This window comes from Granulicella aggregans (genome assembly GCF_014203275.1).
GTDB lineage: Bacteria > Acidobacteriota > Terriglobia > Terriglobales > Acidobacteriaceae > Edaphobacter.
On record NZ_JACHIP010000002.1, the window covers coordinates 163,451 to 181,572 of the forward strand.

Sequence of the window (18,122 nt, forward strand, 5' to 3'; positions counted from 1 at the left end):
CTCACGATCTCAATCAGCTCGCGGAGCGTTCGGGCATCGTAGCCATTATTCTAGGCCACCGAAACCTCGGGAAAAAGCCAGAATTTGGCTTCAGCTTGGTCTTTCTCGACGTGGATGTGAATCGGCTCGCGAGGTGATCCTTCATTCGACTAGAAGAAAAACTTGAAGCCGCGATAACGAAACACAACCGGCATTCCGTCACTCTATCAAAGCCAGTCACCACCCCCTCGCCAAACCGCGCTCCCATGCGCTAAACTCTCCAACTGAATGAGCATTCATTTTTGCCAAGTTCCGGAGCCTTTCCCGCATGAAGATCATCGTAGCCATCAAACAGGTGCCTGAACGCGACGCGCAAATTCAAATCGCCGCGAACGGCAAGTGGATTGACGAGGACGACCTCACCTACGCCATCAACGAGCCCGACGCCTACGCGCTCGAAGAGGCGCTGCAGTTCAAGGAAAAGAATGGCGGCGAGGTCATCGTCCTCTGCGCCGGACCGGAGCGCGTCACCAGCACGCTGCGCGATGCACTGGCCAAGGGTGCTGACCGGGCCATCCACATCGAAGCCGACGACCTCGCCCAGCGCGACACGCTTGGTGTCGCCGAGTTGCTGGCGGTCGCAGTGAAAGCGGAATCGCCTGATCTCATTTTGACCGGCCTGCAGTCCGATGATCTTGGCCTTGGCCAGACCGGAGTTGTGCTGGCAGAGCTTCTCGGCATCCCTCACGCGACGATCATCATGCAGGTGGAGAAGACGGACACCGGTCTGCGCGTGAAGCGCGAGCTTGAAGATGGCTGGTTCCAACATGTCGATATGCCGCTCCCCGCGCTGCTGACGATCCAGTCAGGCGGCAATAAGCTGCGCTACGCGACTTTGATGGGCATCAAGAAGGCGAAGTCGAAGGAGACGAACACCATCGCGGCCGCCGATTCCTCCGAAGCAGCCGCACTCAAACTTGCTCGCGTCTACCTTCCGGAGAAGCAGAAGAAGACCGTGATGCTGACCGGCACGCCTGAACAGATCGCCGCGCAACTTGTCGAAAAGTTGAAGTTTGAAGTGAGGGTGATATGAGCGGAGTTCTTGTCGTTCTCGAACAACGCGCCGGCAACTGGAACCGGATGAGCTTCGAAGCTCTAGCCGCAGGTCAACAGCTTGCCGCGGCTCTCGGCATTTCCTGCTCTGCCGCCGTGGTCGGAAGCGGCATCGCTGCGCTCGGCACAGAGCTCGCCAGCAAGCGACTCGACAAAGTCTTCCTGGTGGAACACGAGCTGCTAGGCGAATACACCTCCGACGGATACGTGACCACGCTGGAGCAGCTCGTCAAACAGGCCGCCCCTAACTACGTTATCTTTCCCCACACCTATCAGGTGCGCGACTTCGCCCCGGCACTCGCAACCAGATTTCGTCGGGTATTGATCTCGGATGTTGTGGCGATCCACGCAGAAGGCGACGGTACGCCAGTCTTCGTGCGACAACTGCTGCAGGGCAAGCTGAACGCAGACTATAAGCAGACTGCGGAGGCTCCAGCCTTCATCTCGATTCAGGCTGGGACATTTCGTGCGGACACCGTCGTCGAGGGCGCGGCGCAGATTGAGACGATCAATCCCGCGATTGAGGCATCGCAAATCCGCAACAAGCCCGGCGAGCGCTTTCGTGAGTCAGCCAGCACGGTAGACCTAACCGTCGCGCCAGTAATCGTCTCCGTAGGCCGCGGTATCGGTGAAGCCGACAACATCCCCATGATCGAAGAACTGGCCGCTGCGCTCGGCGCAGAGCTGGCCGCGTCCCGGCCCATCTGCGACAACGGCTGGCTGCCCATGGAGCGCCAGGTTGGCAGCTCCGGGCAAACCGTCGCGCCGAAGCTCTACCTCGCCGTCGGAATCTCGGGAGCCATCCAGCATCTCGTCGGCATGAAGGGATCGAAGGCCGTCATCGCCATCAACAAGGACGAGAACGCGCCCATCTTTGAGGTCGCTGACTTCGGTGTTGTGGGGGACCTGTTCGAGATTGTCCCGGCTCTGACAAAGGCTGTGCTCGCCGCAAAGAGCTAAGAATTCCCACACAGCGCGGCTTTCAGGCAAGATAGAGCTATGTTCTCCGGATTGTAACCATCACCCCGGCGGGGCATCCAATCTCTAATGGCCAGTCCGACGCTCATCTCGATCGCTTCTACCATCCCCGTGATGGCAGGACATCTCTCCGCCCCGGAGGCGGAGGGTCGGCTGACCGACAGCCACGGTCGAGCGATCACCGATTTGCGCATCTCGGTCACCGACCGCTGCAACTACAAGTGCGTCTACTGCCGGACAGGCGAAGAGGGCATCAACTTTACCGAGCTTCCGATCGAGCATTATCTGCGCATGATCCGGATCTTCGTGTCACTCGGCATTGAAAAGGTTCGCATCACCGGTGGCGAGCCGCTGCTGCGCGCAGGGCTCGTCGACATGGTCAGTGAGCTGGCGCAGATGCGAACAACGTATCCATCCGTGGAATTCGGCGATGCAGGTAAACCTCTCGATATCGCACTCACGACCAACGGGCACCTGCTCGAATCGATGGCCGCGCCTCTGAAGGCAGCGGGATTGAGCAGAATTACGGTGAGCATGGACGCTGTCGACTCAGAGACCTTTACGCGCATCACCCGCGTTCCACGCAGCTTTGAGCGGGTGCTGGCGGGTATCCGTGCCGCCCGGGATGCCGGTCTCGGCCCGGTGAAGGTGAACTGCGTCCTTCTTCGCGGTTTCAACGACGACCAGATCGAGCGTTTCGCGGAGTTCAGCCGTACTGAAGGCGTTATCGTTCGCTTTATCGAGTGGATGCCACTTGAAGAGGATCGGAGCTGGAAGCCGGAGACGGTCGTGACCATGGACGAGATTGTTGCGCGGCTGAACGCGTGGCGGCCACTGGTCGATCTCGAACCGAATGCCGCAAGTGAGACAGCGCGGCGATTTACCTTCGATGACGGCATAGGGGAGATCGGCATCATCGCTCCGGTCTCGCGGCCCTTCTGCGGCCACTGCAGCCGCATCCGGCTCACCTCGGACTCGAAGATCCGGACCTGCCTCTTCTCCCAGATTGATCACGATCTTTATCAAAAATCTCGCGAAGGCAAATCCGATTCGGAACTAGCTGCGTACATCCGATACGTAGTCTTTCGCAAAGAAGCCAGGCACCATATCGGCGAAACAGGTTTTCAGAAACCCGCTCGTAATATGGTGCACATTGGCGGTTAAGATCGGTAGTTCGGTACAAAACACCTGAAATGTCATTAAAACAACAATAGTTTGCCCGCAAATTCTGCTTTACCTCCCCAAACTTGTGACTTCCGCAATTGTGTTGGCAGTGTAAGCTGAGGTATACATGCGAGGATTTCTAGGCGGCAAGAAGCAGCACTACGAGGCAATCGATAGTGCGCAGATGGACCATCTCCGGGTGTTCCACGATGTTGCGCGTGCGCTTACGTCAAGTCTCGAACTTGAAGAGATCCTTCACACCATCATGAACAAGATGGCGTCGTTCTTCGGGCCGGAGCGCTGGTCGCTGATGATGGTGGATGAAGCGACCACCGAACTCTACTACGCCATTGCTGTCGGCGAGAACGAACAGACCCTGAAAGGCCTGCGCGTTCCTCTTGGGGAAGGCGTCGCAGGATGGGTTGCCGCAACCGGCAACACGTTGGTCGTTCCGGATGTCGCACTCGATCCGCATTGGTCTGTCTTCTCGCGAAATCACCCTGAGTTGAATATCCAGTCAATCGCTTGTCTTCCAGTGCGCGCGAACAACAAGACGCTTGGCGTCATCCAGCTCCTCAACAGCAAGCTTGACCTGATGAGCGAGTTCTCGCTTTCGTTCCTGCGCATCCTCTGTGACTACGCCGCCATCGCCATTCAAAATTCGCGTTCGATGAACCTGATCCAGGAACTTACGATCACCGACGACTGCACGGGGCTCTTCAACGCGCGTCACCTCTACGTGACTCTCGACCAACAGGTGCAGCTTGCCGGCAACGTGCAGAAGACGCAGTTCAGCCTGCTCTTCGTCGATCTCGACCGCTTCAAGAATGTGAACGACACGCACGGCCACCAGGTCGGAAGCGCCCTGCTGGCGGAAGTGGGCAACTTGTTGAAGAGAGCTGCCGGCCCGGAGAACTCGGCCTACCGTTACGGTGGAGACGAGTTCGTCATCCTCCTTCCTGGCGTTGGCAAGGATGCCGCGATGGCTACGACCATGGAGATCTGCCAACGCTTGCGCGAAGCTCGCTTCCTCGATAGCCGCGGCCTTTCTCTGGGCGTCTCTGGAAGCTTCGGCCTCGCCACCTTTCCCGAAGATGGCAACTCAGTCCATGCGATCCTTCGCTCCGCCGACAAGATGATGTACGAGGTGAAAGCCACCTCGCGCAACAACGTCGCCGTCGCTGGACGTGGCTTGGTCATGACTCCTCCGCAGACTGGCCCCCGCGTCATCAATCGTCCTAAAACTGGTTGAGACCGGCTAAGATGGCTGCATGAAACCTGCAACACTTCTTGTCTTCGCCCTGGCCGCGGCCGTTTCGTCATCGCTTTGCTCCGCACAGATGGATATGTCCTCGCATGGCGTAGCCATGACGATGAAGGAGATTCCTCCACCGGAGAAACTTCCCGTGCCGGTGAAGATGGCGGGCATTGGCAACAGCCACATCGCGATCAACTCCACCCCGGAAGCTCAGCTCTGGTTCGACCAGGGCCTGAATCTGCTTCACGATTTCTGGGAGTACGAATCCGCTCGCGCCTTTGAACAAGCCGTGCGCGTCGATCCAAACTGCGCGATGTGCTACTGGGGACTGCACCAGGCGCTGATCTTCCGGCATAGCGGCGCAACGGCTTACTCCGGAGCGGCTCTCGATAACGCCGTTCGGCTTCGCGACAAGGACAACGAGATGGGCAAGTTCTACATCGACGCCGCTGTGGCCGCCAGTGAGGCCCGCAAGGCATCGGATGCGGGGACCGGTTCACCGGCCCTGGATGAGAAGGAGACCTCGATCTTCCGCGAACTGGTGAAGAAGTACCCGGCCGACACCCAGGCGAATATCTATCTCGCGATCAGTCTCCAGAACGGCTACGACGACGCGGGTGAACCGAAGAAGGGGACGAAGGAGACGATCGCGATCCTGACGGAAGTACTGAAGAAGACTCCGAACGACTCCGCCGCCAATCATTACTGGATCCATGCTCTCGAGCCGGGCAATCATCCCGAGCAGGCGATTGCCAGCGCGGCGTTGCTGGCCAGCCTCGCGCCCACCTCCGGACACATGGTCCACATGCCCGGCCACATCTACTACCGCGTTGGGGACTACGCCCACGCCGAGCATTGGTTCGCCGCCTCTACCACTGCTGACGAGAGCTACATGCGCGACCAGCACGTCGCCGTCGACGATGACTGGAACTACGTTCACAACCTGATGTACGGCATCGCCAACCTGATGGAAGAGGGAAAGCTCTCCCAAGCGACGACACTCTCCGCCAAGCTTATGGGAGCACGCGGACAGTTCCGCGAGACGCTTTACATTCAGTCGCCACGCGATGGCATCTCCCGCATCGATCCGCTCCTGCCCGTCGCTCTTCGAACCGGCGACTGGAGTGAGGTGATCAAGCTGACCGCTGCAAGCAAGCCCGATGCGAAGCTCGAGAATCTGACCTTCCTTGCTGGACAACTGACGCAATTCGCTACTGGAATGCAGGCTGTGAATACCGGCAATCTGGCCGCTGCGCAAGCGGCTTCGACCGCGCTCGACGCGGAACTCTTTCATCTCTCGCAGAAGGTGAAAGACGCCCCAAAGAAGAGCGACAAAGAAGATCCAAAGGCACCCATAGTGGCTGCCGTGATGCCCGACGCTCTTCCCGCTCCCGTGCTGGCCAGCCTCTCCATCATGTCGCTGGAGCTGCGTGCTTCGATCCTCGCGGCGCAGAAGCAGCTTCCTGCCGGGAAAGCGCTCTTTGAACAGGCCGCACATGAAGAGAAGGCCCTGGGCTACCGCGAGCCGCCTACCTACATCCGCCCCGTGGGCGAGACGGAGGGATTTGCCCTGCTGGCTGCCGGAGATCCAGCGGGAGCGCATCAAGCCTATGTCAGCGCGCTAGCGGAGCGGCCCAACTCTGGCTTCAGCCTCTACGGCATGGCTCGCAGCAGTGAGGCAGCGCACGACAACGCCAAGGCTACAGCCGAGTACCAGAAGTTTTCCGAGGCCTGGAAGGATGCCGATCCGGCCGCGCCCGAGATGATGCACGCAAGGGAGTTCATCGCCATGCAGACCACGGTAGCCTCGGCGCGTTAGTACGCCTACTCCGGATCGGTGTGGGCTCTGCGGCGCTCCAGATCGATCCGGCGCTTTGGCTCAGGCTTGATGACATCGCGATTTTCCGGAGTTTGTGGGTGAACCCCGAAGTCCCACACGCCGAGGTTGATCTCCTTCTCCGAGATCACCTCCATCAGCACATACTCTCCAAACTCCAGTGGACGTTTCGGTGAGAGCTTCATCCAGTGGCCGCCGGTCAGCGTCTCCTGGTTCATCTCGACGACATCGTCGATGTGCTTTCCCGAATCGAGCGCTTCGAGACTGAAGCTGGCGACCACCCGCGCATCCACACGGACATCGGTTCGTACGACGACGTACTGGCTGTTGTCGGGCCGCACGTCGTTGTCACTCTTCGCGCTCGAAGCGCCGTGTGTATCGACCGTGAGCGGAGCGCCACCAGTCGATGGTGCCGTAGCCTCCCCCACGCGAAGGTAGATCGCCGGCGTATCCACATGAAGTTGCACAAAGGATCTCTCCCCCTTCAGCGTCAGCACCTGATGTGCGGCGGCCTTCGGATTCAGCGCCTTCTTCAACACGCTGTGGGCGGTCGTATGGTTCAGGTCGCCTTCCGACTGCGTGAGAGGCACCAACTCGGGCTTACCTTGGAACTCGTCGAGCGCGAGGACGCTGTCCTCTTCCGGCAGACGAAGGTCAGGCTCGATCATCGGCGTAAGCGACTGCCGCTCCTGCTCCTCTTTCATCAACTCGGGGTCGAGCACCGGAGCGCGGCCCTTGTCGCCACCTTCGGCGACCGGGGTATGAGCCTTCTCCCAGCGCCGCGTCGCGTCGAGATCGACCAGTTCAGCAGGAATCTCCTCGTGCTCCCCGCCCCGCTCCGCGCTGACGTACTTCACGACCTTGCCGACGACGCTGTAGCTGGTAACGACCTGGTAGCTGCCATCCTTCAAGATCAGGTGTATGCGCCGCTGCGTCTGAGAGCTCTCAGGCTGAGGGATCACCGTTTGGGACCGCAACGCGATCGAACCGGACAACAACGTAAAAACGACCGCGCAGACTCCACTTCGGGCCAGACTCATCGCAACTCCTTTCCACACTTTACTCGCTTGCCGTTTGTGCCGATGATCTTCCTCGAACAGCGGTATGATTCTCCCGTCGTAAAAGGAGATCAGCGATGCGGATTGGGATGTTGACGGGCGGCGGCGACTGCCCTGGGCTTAACGCGGTCATTCGAGCGGTCGTACGCAAGGGGATCCAGCACTACGGGGACGAGTTCATCGGCTTCATGGAGGGCTGGCGTGGCGTTCTCGACGACCGCACCATGCCGCTCGATCTGAACACCACCAGTGGAATCCTGCATCGCGGCGGGACGATTCTGCGGTCGTCGCGCACCAACGTGAAAAAGATCGAGGGCGGCTTCGAGCAGTGTCTGAAGGTCATCCAAAGCCACCATCTCGACGCCCTGATCGCCCTCGGAGGCGACGATACGCAGTCGATCTCGGTCGAACTGTCGAAGCGCGGCGTGAACTGTGTCGGCGTGCCGAAGACCATTGATAACGATCTGAGCGGCACCGACGCCTGCTTCGGCTTCGACACAGCCGTGACCATCGCCACCGAGGCCGTCGACCGGCTGCACTCGACGACAGAGGCGCACAGTCGTGTGCAGGTCGTGGAGGTCATGGGCCGCGACGCCGGCTGGATCGCCGTCACGACGGGCATAGCGGGCGGTGCGGACGTGACCCTCGTGCCGGAAGTGCCTATCGACATGGACGAGGTCGTCCGGCTTCTAAAGGCTCGCTGGGAGAGCGGCAAACGCTTCGCCATCGTCGTTGTCGCCGAGGGCGCAAAACTGCCGGAACACACCGGCCAGACCTCGGTCGGGACCAAGCTCGACTCCTTCGGCCACGCGAGGCTGAGCGGCATCGGGCAGGCGCTGGCGGAAGAAATTGAGAAACGCACCGGATACGAGACGCGCAGCGTCAATCTTGGCCACACCCAGCGCGGAGGCACACCTACCGCCTATGACCGCATGCTGGCGACGCGTTACGGGATCGCTGCAATCGACTTAGCGCACGCCGGTAAGTTTGGCCGCCTTGTCGTTTTGAAAGGAACGGTTATCTCAGACATACCGCTCGAAGACGCCATCGCAAAGACGCGCACGGTGAGTGACGATCTGCTCGCTGTAGTGAAGGGACTACAGCCCAAGCCTTAGCCCTATTTGTGAGCTTTGAGCGCTGGCACCAGCGTGCCCATCTGGCCGTCTGTTTCTGGCGGAGTCAACCCTAGAATTCTCGCGAGGAAGGGATAGACCGCAACATTGCGAAAGGTCGCGACCTTCGTGCCCGGCTTGATGTCCGGTCCTTCCGCGAAGAAGATTGCCTTCATCTCGGGCATCTTCACCGGATCGTACCCGTGCTCGCCCTTGTTATTCACCCAGTTCGCCGCTGGCGGCTTGGTGCGCAACTCGTAAGGCCCGTTGGGGACCACGACCGGATCGCCCTCGCGCGGGTTGCTGTCGTAGTGCAGGTCCTTCGGAAGATTCGCCCGACGGTACACGCTAAATCGCGGATCGGGATGCGCCTTGAACTGCTCGTAGATCTTCTCCGCGGCAACTTCATCCTTCGCGTAGATCAGCGAGCCTTCGGTGTGCGCTTCGGAGAGGTCGGCAAAAGTGGACAGGTCGATCGGATCGCCCTGCACCTTCACCATGCCGTGGTCCGCAACGACGATCAGGTCCACTGGCAGCTTCAACGCAGCGAGCTTCGCCTGCAGGTCGCCAATCGTGTCATCTACATGATGCACCGCGGCACGCACCTCTTCGGAGTCCGGGCCGTAGGTGTGTCCTGCATGGTCCACGTTCGAGAAGTACATCGTGATGAAGTGCGGCCGCTGCTCTGGAGGAAGACTCAACCACGCAATGACCTGATCGACACGTTTCGCGTCGTCCAGCTTGTCGTCAAACTTCTCGTAGTAAGAGGGTCGCTTGCCTGCGATCTCCGCTTCGGAGCCAGGCCAAAAAAAGCACGCCGCGCGCATGCCCTGCTGCTCCGCCAGCGACCAGAGCGGGACACCGCTGTACCAGCTTCCCTCAGTGTTCGTCTTCGATTTGTAGACGTAGGTCTGGCCTTCATCCGGCGTCCGCGACGGATCGTAGAAGCTGTTCGCGACGATGCCGTGATGCTCGGGGTAAAGCCCGGTCACCAGCGTGAGGTGGTTCGGGAACGTCAGCGAAGGGAACGACGGCAGCATGCCTTGCGGAGCGCTCGCGCCATCAACGGCCATGCTCTGAAGATGCGGCGCGCCGTACTTCGCGGGATAGTCATAGCGAAATCCATCGAGCGATACCAGGATGACGTAGTGCTTCGCCTGCTGCTCCGCAGTGTTGGGCGGATTGTCCACCCGGATGACCGGGGTGATCTCCTGCGCAGCCGCGCACGACGCGGTGAAGATCGCCGCAAGCAGCAGCACTCTGAGGTCGCGCATCATAGGTCAATCCTTTTCTCTTGTGACTGCGTTTGAGGAGACTAGCCCTTATCTTCGATGTCGACCATCTGCAGGCACAGCGGAGGCTCCAGCATACAATCCATCTTCGCGATGGAGGCCAACGCCTTGTGAATTGTGGAGGTAAGGCACGGCTCGGTCGTCACGACGAAGGGCAGTCGATGCTTCGGGTATCCGGGCCGTTGCAGGATGGAGTCGATGTTCGCTCCTACTTTGGCCAGCGCGCCTGAGATCGCCGAGACGATGCCCGGCTTGTCGTCGACCACCACACGCACATAGTGCGAGGCCATGAACTCGCCCGTGACGTTCCGCTTGCGCACCGGCAACTGCACCGCATGTGAACCCTGCGCGACCGCCAGAAGATCGGAGACGACTGCGACGGCTGTCGGCTCACCGCCCGCACCGTGGCCGGAGAAGACGACATCTCCACCGAAGCGTCCACTGGCGACGACCATGTTCTGCGTTCCATGCGACCACGCCATGGGCGAGGCCAGCGGCACCAGCATCGGAGCAACCCGGGCCTGGATAAGACTGCCCGCCACCCGCGCGCTCGAGACCTGCCGGATGGTGCAGTTCAGCTCCTTCGCGTAGGCGAAGTCGATGGCGTCAACATCGGCGATGCTCTGCGTCGTCACATCGTCAGGATTCAGCTCCGCATGCATCGCAATGCGCGAGAGGATGCAGAGCTTCGCACGCGCGTCGTAGCCGTCGACGTCGGCGGAAGGATCGCTCTCCGCATAGCCCAGTGCCTGCGCGTCCGCAAGAACCGTAGAGTAGTCTGCGCCAGTCTCCATGCGGGTGAGGATGTAGTTGCAGGTCCCGTTCACGATGCCGCTGATGCGCGTGATCTGGTCGCCGCCAAGCCCCTGCGCGAGACCGGGAATCACAGGCACTCCGCCCGCAACCGCTGCGCCGTAGACGAGTTGTACGCCGTTCACTGCAGCCAGCTTTGCCAGCGCCGCGCCCTTGTAGGCGATCAACTGCTTGTTGGCCGTGACCACTGACTTGCCGGATGCAATCGCCTTGCGCAGCCAGCCTTCCGCGGGAATCATGCCGCCCATCAGCTCGATCACAACATCGACGTCAGAATTGAGGACGACGTTGACGTCCTCTGTCCAGACCGCCGTCTTCGGCACAAACTTCGCCGCCTCGGACTCCCGCTTGCGCGCAACATTGCGGTTGTAGACGTGCGTCAGCTCAATGCCGGGAAATTTCTGCACCGAAAGCAACTTCGCGACGGAACTACCTACCGTGCCAAATCCAAGCAGCGCGACCTTCACGGTCGGGGCAGTCAACTTCGTCTTCGATAGAGCTTTCGCTGCGGTCTGTTTCGTCTTTTTTGCGGTCATGCTAGTAGTCGACTCTTTCCGTCTGGTCTCGCCAGGTATTGAAGGTCACGATCGCCTCTTCGGGCATCATGCGCGAGGTAGGGATGCTGCGCTGAGCATGCGGCTTCACCACCTCGTGGTAGAGGAAGGAATCGTCGAAGCCAACATCGGCCGCGTCCAGAGCTGAATTGCCAAAGTAGATCGCTGAGCAACGGGACCAGTAGAGCGCCGCCAGGCACATCGGGCAAGGCTCGCAGCTGGTGTAAACCTCGCAACCGGTGAGCTGGAAGGTGCCCAGAATCTCGCAAGCCTTTCGGATCGCCATGACCTCGGCGTGCGCCGTCGGATCATTGTTCGCTGTAACGCAGTTCACGCCCGTTGCGAGTACCTCGCCATTGCGAACGACCACAGCTCCAAACGGGCCACCCGCGCCACTGGTGACGTTTTCGGTCGCCAGATCAATCGCCTTCTGCATAAAGACCGGATTTGGCTGCATCGTGCAATCCCTTCGTCGCATAAACGCGCGTGCTTAGAACAACCTGCGAGATACTGAAATTATGGCACAGGCATATCTTTCGAATCGGGTAGTGACGCCGACGGGCACCGTGGCCGCCGCCGTCGTGGTCGAAGCGGGAAAGATCGTTGCAGTCTGCGCGAAGGACGAGCTAGCCGGGCTCGCAACTCCGATTGATCGGACGATGGCCTTCGGCGATCGGGCCATCCTCCCGGGGCTGGTCGACACTCACGTTCACATCAATGAGCCCGGACGGACGGAGTGGGAGGGCTTCTACACCGCTACCCGTGCCGCCGCCGCCGGAGGCTATACGACGCTGATCGACATGCCGTTGAACTGCCTGCCTGAGACCACGACCGTCGCCGCGCTCGAAGTAAAGCGGGCCGCCGCCAGGGGCCAGACGTTCGTCGACTGGATGAGCTGGGGTGGCGCCGTCGCCGATAACCAGCAGCACATCCTCCCGCTCGCGATGGCCGGAGTACCTGGCTTCAAGTGCTTCCTCATCTACCCCGGCTGCGACGGCTTCACCATGATCGACCAGCAGCAACTCGAGGCCTCGCTACCGGCCATCGCCGAGTCTGGTCTGCCCCTCCTAGTACACGCAGAGCTCGCCGGGCCAATCGACGAGGCCACCGCTGCTTTACGAAGTGCCAACGCCGACTGGCGCAAGTATGCGACCTATCTTGCATCGCGTCCCGACGAAGCGGAGATTGACGCAATCCGCCTCATGATCCGTCTCTGCCGCGAGTACAAGTTCCGCCTGCATATCGTGCATCTCGCCACATCGCAGGCGCTCGATGATATCGCTGCCGCGCGCGCCGAGGGCCTGCCGATCACAGTCGAGAGCTGCCCGCACTATCTTCACTTTGCAGCGGAAGAGATTGGTGATGGGGCGACGCTCTTCAAATGCGCTCCGCCGATACGCAGCGGCGCGAATTGCGACCAGCTGTGGCAGGGCCTGAGCGACGGCGTGATCGATATGATCGTCACGGACCACTCGCCCTGCCCGCCAGAGATGAAACGACCCGCCGTGCAGAAACCTGAGGACGAAGGCCGCTTAGATCTGGCGTGGGGCGGCATTGCCAGCCTCTCAGTAGCTCTGCCGGTCATCTGGACGGAATGTCAGAAACGAGGCTTTTCGCTCGATGATCTCGCCCGATGGATGAGCTCGGCACCCGCTTCCCTTGCTGGCATTGGCGACCAGGCCGGAGCAATCCTCCCCGGTCGCGACGCCAACTTCACCGTCTTCGATCCCGACGCATCGTTCACCGTGACTACGGACGCGCTTCACTATCGCCATCCCGTATCGCCCTACCTCGGCGAACAGCTTTACGGAGTCGTCCATGCGACCTACCTTCGCGGCTATCTCGTTTTTCAAGACGGCGTCATAACGGACACACCCCAAGGCCGCGAACTCACGTTATCCTGACATCTCCCATGAATCCTGTTCTTGCCCGCTGGAACTCGATCGACCCGACCTTAGCCGCCGAGCAGATACTTCCCTGCTGCGGCTCGCGTGCCTGGGCGGCTGAACTCGCGGCGCGCCGCCCCATCGCGGACGAAGACCACCTGGTCATCTCCTCCGACGCCGTCTGGGTCAGCCTCCCCGAAGCCGCGTGGCGAGAGGCCTTCGACAGCCATCCCCGCATTGGCCAGCAAAAGGCCAAGGCCGCAACCGAAACATCGCTGACATGGTCGGCGACCGAGCAAAGCGCAGCCATGAGCGCTGACGATGCCGCAAAGCTTGCGCTTGCCGAAGGCAACAAGCTGTACGAAGAAAAGTTTGGCCGCATCTTTATCGTCTGCGCCAGTGGAAGATCGGCGAGCGAGATCCTCGCCATTCTTGAAGAGCGCATGAAGAACGACGCCGTCGCGGAGCTACATGAAGCGGCGGAGCAACAACGCCAGATCACGCAGCTTCGCCTGCAACGCTGGCTGGGGGAAAAGTAGATGGGCATCTCGACACACATTCTCGACACTGCGCTGGGACGCCCCGCCGCCGATGTTCCTGTATCGCTTGCCATTTGGCAATCTGCCGAATGGGTGCTCTTGAATAGCGTAGTAACCGACGCCGATGGCCGCTCGAAGTACCTATTGCCTGCTGGCGAACCGCTTACGGAAGGCCTTTACCGCGTGCGCTTCGAGACTGCCGTTTACTACGAGGCCAAGGGACTCCAGGGCCTTTACCCCTTCGTCGAGATCGTCTTCGAGGTCCGCGACGCCGAACAGCACTTTCACATCCCGTTGCTGCTGACGGCAAACGGCTACTCCACCTATCGTGGCAGTTAGCCGATATGCTATGAACAAATCCACCACGACGACACAGGAGTCTGAACGATGAGTTCGAGGTTTCAACTTGCGGAGAACCGATACGGCAAGACGCGTGTGCGGCTGGTGAAAGTGACGCGCCACGCGCACGGTAACGACATGTTCGAGTGGAACGTTCGCGTGCTTCTGAGAGGCGACTTCGAGACCGCTCACACCGAAGGCGACAACAGCAAGATCCTCGCCACCGACACGATGAAGAATACCGTCTATTACATTGCGGGCCGCTCGAAGGCGACATCGATGGAAGGCTACGCGAAGGAGCTGATCGACTTCCTGTTGAGCCGCAATCCGCAGGTATCCTCGGTCGAAGTCCACATCGAGTCTGTTCTATGGAAGCGACTCACCGTCGACGGCAAGCCGCATCCCGACAGCTTCATGCGCGGCAGCGACGAGCACCAGACGACGACCGTCGAACGCGCGCAGAACGGCGAATTCGCGGTGACATCGGGCCTCGCCGATCTCGTCATCATGAAGACAGCGAACTCCGCCTTCACCGGCTATATCAAGGAGTCGCTGACCTCACTGAAAGAGACGACCGACCGGCTCTTCGCAACCTCTCTCTCCGCTAGCTGGAGCTATATGTCGGACGATTTCAACTTCAACGCCGAGCGGACGAAGCTGCGCGAAGCCATGCTGAAGACCTTCGCCGGGCACACTAGTCTCTCCGTCCAGCAGACACTCTACGCGATGGCGGAGAGCGCGCTCGAGGCCGTACCGAGCGTAAGTGAGATTGAGCTGACGATGCCAAACAAACATTGCATCCTGATCGATCTCGCACGCTTCGGCCAGGAGAATCCGAACGAGATCTTTGTGCCCACCGACGAGCCTTCGGGCTTCATCCAGGCTACCGTCAAGCGGACCGCATAAGCGAGATCGATGCCGCTACCCGCCACAAAACGCGCTGAAAAGATCATCGCCCGATGCCGCGAGATTGCCGCCTGCACCGAAGTCCCCGGCGAGACAACGCGCACCTTCCTGGCGCCCTCGATGCACAAGGTGCATGCGCTACTCCGCGACTGGATGGTAGCCGTAGGCATGACAGTGTCGATCGATGCCATCGGCAATCTTCGCGGCATCTATCCCGGTAGCGATCGCGGAGATCGCCTCGTCATCGGATCGCACCTCGACACCGTACCGAATGCCGGCGCCTTTGATGGCATCCTCGGCGTTGCTCTTGGCGTTGCGCTTATCGAAGAGTTGCATGGAGAGCATCTCCCTTTCGCGATTGAGATCGTTGGTTTCTCCGAAGAAGAGGGCGTTCGCTTTGGCAAGCCATATCTAGGCAGCATGGCGCTGACAGGCTCGCTCGATGACGAGGTGTTGCAACGCAAGGACACTCAAGGGATCAGCGTTGAGGCCGTCATTCGTGAGTTCGGACTCGATCCGGCTCGGATTCCAGCAGCCGCGATAAGTAGCGATGCGTTCGCTTATCTCGAAGTCCACATCGAGCAGGGGCCGCTGCTCGAGAGCGAAAATCTTCAACTTGGCGTCGTCTCCGCAATCGTCGGTCAGACGCGCCTGCAGCTTCGCTTCAGCGGTCAGGCCAATCACGCCGGAACAACTCCGATGCATCTTCGCCACGACGCAATGGCCGCAGCCGCGGAGTGGATCTCCGAAGTAGAGCGTCACGCGAAGGTTACACCCGGCCTCGCTGCGACGGTGGGCAAGGTACAGACGCGGCCCGGAGCAGGCAATGTCATCGCGGGCGAGGTGTTCGCCACGCTTGATGTCCGCCACGCCAACGATGAAATTCGACGCAACGCAGCGAACGCGCTTCTCACGGCTGCAACAAACTCCGGGGGAGCCCGGGGCGTTCAGGTTAGCGTGCTGGCTTCATCGCATGAAGACGCCGTTCCCACCGATGTTGCGCTCTCGAAGCTGCTGCTTGAAGCATCCGAAGCCGCCGGCACTCCGGCCCGCGTTATGCCTAGCGGCGCTGGGCACGATGCCCGCATTGTGGCGGAACGCATGCCCATCTCGATGCTCTTTCTCCGCAGCCCTGGCGGCCTGAGCCATCATCCTGACGAGAGCGTACGACCTGAGGATGTCGAAGCTGCGCTCGCTACCACGCTTGCCTTCGTCACACTGCTGAAGGCCAACCACACAATTCAAGCGACACCTCAACCTGCAACGGAGGCCCATGCATAACCTCGGCCGCACGCGCAGCAGCGTCAAGCGCGACCACATCCTGCAGACGCCGGACACCTTCATCCGCACCGTGCTTCCTGGCATGACCGACGCCACGGCGATCGTCCACGTTGCGCCCGCCGCTGGTGCAGCGTTCACGCAGTACACAGCAGAGCTCGAGTCGCAGGGCACGCTCGGTGCGACTTGTCTACAGCGTTTCGTATTTGTAACTGAAGGAGTGGCAGATCTAGCAACAGACACCAGCTTCAAAACGCTCACCACAGGATCGTTCGCCTACATCCCAGCCGGTCTCGCCCACACGCTGACGGCACAGGAGAAGACCGTCCTCGCCGTGATCGAAAAACCGTACGAGCCGCTGGCAGGGGTATGCGCTCCCTCGCTGCTCATCGGTCACGAAGACGACGCCATCCCCACGGCGCTGATGGGCGACGAAGACCTGCAAGTACGCGCTCTGATCCCCGATAATCCCAGCTTCGACTTCGCGGTAAACACCATGACCTATCAGCCCGGCGCGGCGCTCGCGTTAGTCGAAATCCACGTCATGGAGCACGGCCTGCTGATGCTCGAAGGCGGCGGAATCTACCGTCTCGGCGATGCGTGGTACCCGGTCACAGCGGGCGACTTCATCTGGATGGCGCCATTCTGCCCGCAGTGGTTCGGAGCGCTGGGCAAGAAACCCGCAAAGTACCTTATCTACAAAGACTGGAACCGCCATCCCATCGGCTGAGGTGCTTATGAAGATCGATATCGATGCAGCGCGCCTCAGCGAAGAACTAGCGGAGCTGGCCCGCTTCACTCATGCCGAACCCAGCCCCGAAGGTACTGCCGTTACTCGGGTCGTCTTCACAGAGGATGATCTGCGTGCCCGTGCATGGCTTAGGGGACTTGCTGCGGAGGAAGGCTTCGCCATACGCGAGGACGCGGTTGGTAACACCTTCATTCGCTGGGTTGGCATCGAGCCCGATCTTCCCGCCGTCGGTACCGGATCGCACATCGACGCGATTCCCCACGCCGGCATGTACGACGGTACAGTCGGCGTCCTTGGCGGCCTCGAAGCGATGCGGGCGCTCAAGCGCAGCGGGCAGAGATTTCGCCGCAGCATTGAACTCCTTCTCCTCACCTCGGAAGAGCCGACGCGCTTCGGAATCGGATGCCTAGGCAGCCGCCTGCTCTCGGGCACTCTCGATCCCCAACGCGCGGACTCCATGAACGACACAGTCGATGCAGAATCGCAAGGCACCTTGAGCGACGTCCGCAATGCCGCTGGATTCACAGGCGACCTTGCCTCGGTCCGTCTCGAGCCACGCTTCTACCATGCATGGCTTGAGCTCCACATCGAGCAAGGCGCGCTGCTTGAACGAGAAGGCCTTCCCATCGGCATCGTTACCAGCATCGCTGCGCCAGCCGGATATCGCTTTACGATCAGCGGCTTCGGCGGCCACGCAGGCGCGCTGCTGATGCCTGATCGCCGCGACGCGCTCTGCGCCGCCTCAGAGCTCATCCTTTCCATCGAACGCCACGCTCTCGCCGCCAACGCGGCATCCGACACCAGCGATACCGTCGCCACTGTGGGCACCTGCGGCGTCTTTCCCGGAGCGGTCAACAGTGTACCCAGCCGCGTAGTGCTTCAACTCGACATCCGCGACACCGATCCCGCACGACGCGAGTCCGTGATGCAATCTGTGCGCTGCGATTACACTGAGATCGCAGGCCGCCGCCGTGTGCAGATCGAAGAAGAGCTGGTCAACGCCGACGCTCCCGCGCAATCCGCCCCACATATCGTCGAAACGCTCGACGCCGTCTGCGCGGAACTTGGCATCTCACCGAAGAAGATGGTCAGCCGCGCCTATCACGACTCGCTCTTCATGGCCCGCATCGCTCCTATCGCGATGATCTTCATTCCATGTCGTGGTGGCGTGAGCCATCGCCCCGATGAACACTCTTCCCCCGAAGACATCGCGCGTGGAACGCTTGTCCTCGCTCACGCACTGGCCAGACTGGCGGCGGAGTAGC

The 18,122-nt window shown here is 60.6% G+C and carries 17 protein-coding genes and 1 pseudogene; 13 read left to right on the forward strand and 5 right to left on the reverse strand.

All coding sequences use genetic code 11. The features are described 5' to 3' along the window. Nucleotides 1-50: 50 nt before the first annotated feature. Nucleotides 51-137, reverse strand: a pseudogene (locus HDF16_RS31780) (DUF4160 domain-containing protein); the annotation flags it as partial. Nucleotides 138-307: 170 nt separating this feature from the next. On the opposite strand from HDF16_RS31780, the gene HDF16_RS06180 reads away from it, so the two are divergent. The 5 genes from HDF16_RS06180 (at nt 308) to HDF16_RS06200 (ending at nt 6,311) form a co-directional block, all read left to right on the forward strand. Then, on the forward strand, nt 308-1,072 hold the full coding sequence (locus HDF16_RS06180) for an electron transfer flavoprotein subunit beta/FixA family protein (RefSeq protein WP_184214591.1): 765 nt from the start codon (nt 308-310) through the stop codon (nt 1,070-1,072). Next, the gene (locus tag HDF16_RS06185) at nt 1,069-2,052 is read left to right on the forward strand and encodes an electron transfer flavoprotein subunit alpha/FixB family protein (protein WP_184214593.1); all 984 of its coding nucleotides are present in this window, start codon (nt 1,069-1,071) and stop codon (nt 2,050-2,052) included. The genes HDF16_RS06180 and HDF16_RS06185 overlap by 4 nt, the downstream gene beginning before the upstream one ends. 87 nt (nt 2,053-2,139) lie before the next feature. Continuing rightward, nucleotides 2,140-3,234: a GTP 3',8-cyclase MoaA gene (gene moaA, locus HDF16_RS06190; protein WP_432432236.1), complete on the forward strand. Its 1,095-nt coding sequence runs from the start codon at nt 2,140-2,142 to the stop codon at nt 3,232-3,234. Nucleotides 3,235-3,361: 127 nt separating this feature from the next. Further along, nucleotides 3,362-4,486, forward strand: a complete 1,125-nt coding sequence (locus HDF16_RS06195) for a sensor domain-containing diguanylate cyclase (RefSeq protein ID WP_246408794.1) — start codon at nt 3,362-3,364, stop codon at nt 4,484-4,486. A gap of 19 nt (nt 4,487-4,505) precedes the next feature. After that, entirely contained in the window at nt 4,506-6,311 is a 1,806-nt protein-coding gene (locus tag HDF16_RS06200) for a hypothetical protein (RefSeq protein ID WP_184214595.1), read from the forward strand. Nucleotides 6,312-6,316: 5 nt separating this feature from the next. On the opposite strand, the gene HDF16_RS06205 is transcribed toward HDF16_RS06200, so the two are convergent. Further along, the gene (locus tag HDF16_RS06205) at nt 6,317-7,369 is read right to left on the reverse strand and encodes a hypothetical protein (protein ID WP_246408796.1); all 1,053 of its coding nucleotides are present in this window, start codon (nt 7,367-7,369) and stop codon (nt 6,317-6,319) included. A 95-nt stretch (nt 7,370-7,464) separates the two neighbouring features. Between HDF16_RS06205 and HDF16_RS06210 the strand changes: the two genes are divergently transcribed. Then, entirely contained in the window at nt 7,465-8,502 is a 1,038-nt protein-coding gene (locus tag HDF16_RS06210) for a 6-phosphofructokinase (protein ID WP_184214597.1), read from the forward strand. Between the two features lie 2 nt (nt 8,503-8,504). Here the strand turns inward: HDF16_RS06210 and HDF16_RS06215 are convergent, their stop codons facing one another. From HDF16_RS06215 to HDF16_RS06225, 3 genes are read right to left on the reverse strand one after another with little or no spacing between them, the layout of a single operon-like run. After that, nucleotides 8,505-9,776: an ectonucleotide pyrophosphatase/phosphodiesterase gene (locus HDF16_RS06215; protein ID WP_184214599.1), complete on the reverse strand. Its 1,272-nt coding sequence runs from the start codon at nt 9,774-9,776 to the stop codon at nt 8,505-8,507. Nucleotides 9,777-9,814: 38 nt separating this feature from the next. Further along, a complete protein-coding gene (locus tag HDF16_RS06220) occupies nt 9,815-11,140 on the reverse strand; it encodes a homoserine dehydrogenase (protein ID WP_184214601.1) in 1,326 nt (441 codons plus the stop codon). Nucleotide 11,141: 1 nt separating this feature from the next. After that, nucleotides 11,142-11,615 (reverse strand): nucleoside deaminase, encoded by a 474-nt coding sequence (locus HDF16_RS06225; protein WP_184214603.1) that lies wholly within the window; start codon nt 11,613-11,615, stop codon nt 11,142-11,144. 61 nt (nt 11,616-11,676) lie between these two features. Here HDF16_RS06225 and allB point away from each other — a divergent pair, with 61 nt between their 5' ends. Genes allB through HDF16_RS06260 form a run of 7 tightly spaced genes read left to right on the forward strand, consistent with a single transcriptional unit; the run spans nt 11,677 to nt 18,121 of the window. Further along, the gene (allB, locus tag HDF16_RS06230; protein WP_184214605.1) at nt 11,677-13,062 is read left to right on the forward strand and encodes an allantoinase AllB; all 1,386 of its coding nucleotides are present in this window, start codon (nt 11,677-11,679) and stop codon (nt 13,060-13,062) included. A gap of 8 nt (nt 13,063-13,070) precedes the next feature. Beyond that, nucleotides 13,071-13,583 (forward strand): 2-oxo-4-hydroxy-4-carboxy-5-ureidoimidazoline decarboxylase, encoded by a 513-nt coding sequence (gene uraD, locus HDF16_RS06235; protein ID WP_184214607.1) that lies wholly within the window; start codon nt 13,071-13,073, stop codon nt 13,581-13,583. Next, entirely contained in the window at nt 13,584-13,922 is a 339-nt protein-coding gene (gene uraH / locus HDF16_RS06240; protein ID WP_184214609.1) for a hydroxyisourate hydrolase, read from the forward strand. It begins immediately after the preceding gene. 48 nt (nt 13,923-13,970) lie between these two features. Continuing rightward, nucleotides 13,971-14,828 (forward strand): factor-independent urate hydroxylase, encoded by an 858-nt coding sequence (pucL, locus tag HDF16_RS06245; protein ID WP_184214611.1) that lies wholly within the window; start codon nt 13,971-13,973, stop codon nt 14,826-14,828. A gap of 9 nt (nt 14,829-14,837) precedes the next feature. Beyond that, nucleotides 14,838-16,109 (forward strand): allantoate amidohydrolase, encoded by a 1,272-nt coding sequence (locus HDF16_RS06250; RefSeq protein WP_184214613.1) that lies wholly within the window; start codon nt 14,838-14,840, stop codon nt 16,107-16,109. After that, nucleotides 16,102-16,836 carry a (S)-ureidoglycine aminohydrolase gene (gene allE / locus HDF16_RS06255; RefSeq protein ID WP_184214615.1) on the forward strand — a complete coding sequence of 245 codons (735 nt, stop codon included), beginning with the start codon at nt 16,102-16,104 and terminating at the stop codon, nt 16,834-16,836. Before HDF16_RS06250 ends, allE begins: the two co-directional genes overlap by 8 nt. A gap of 7 nt (nt 16,837-16,843) precedes the next feature. Beyond that, complete coding sequence (locus HDF16_RS06260; protein WP_184214617.1) at nt 16,844-18,121, forward strand: M20 family metallo-hydrolase; 1,278 nt, start codon at nt 16,844-16,846, stop codon at nt 18,119-18,121. Nucleotide 18,122: the final 1 nt, after the last annotated feature.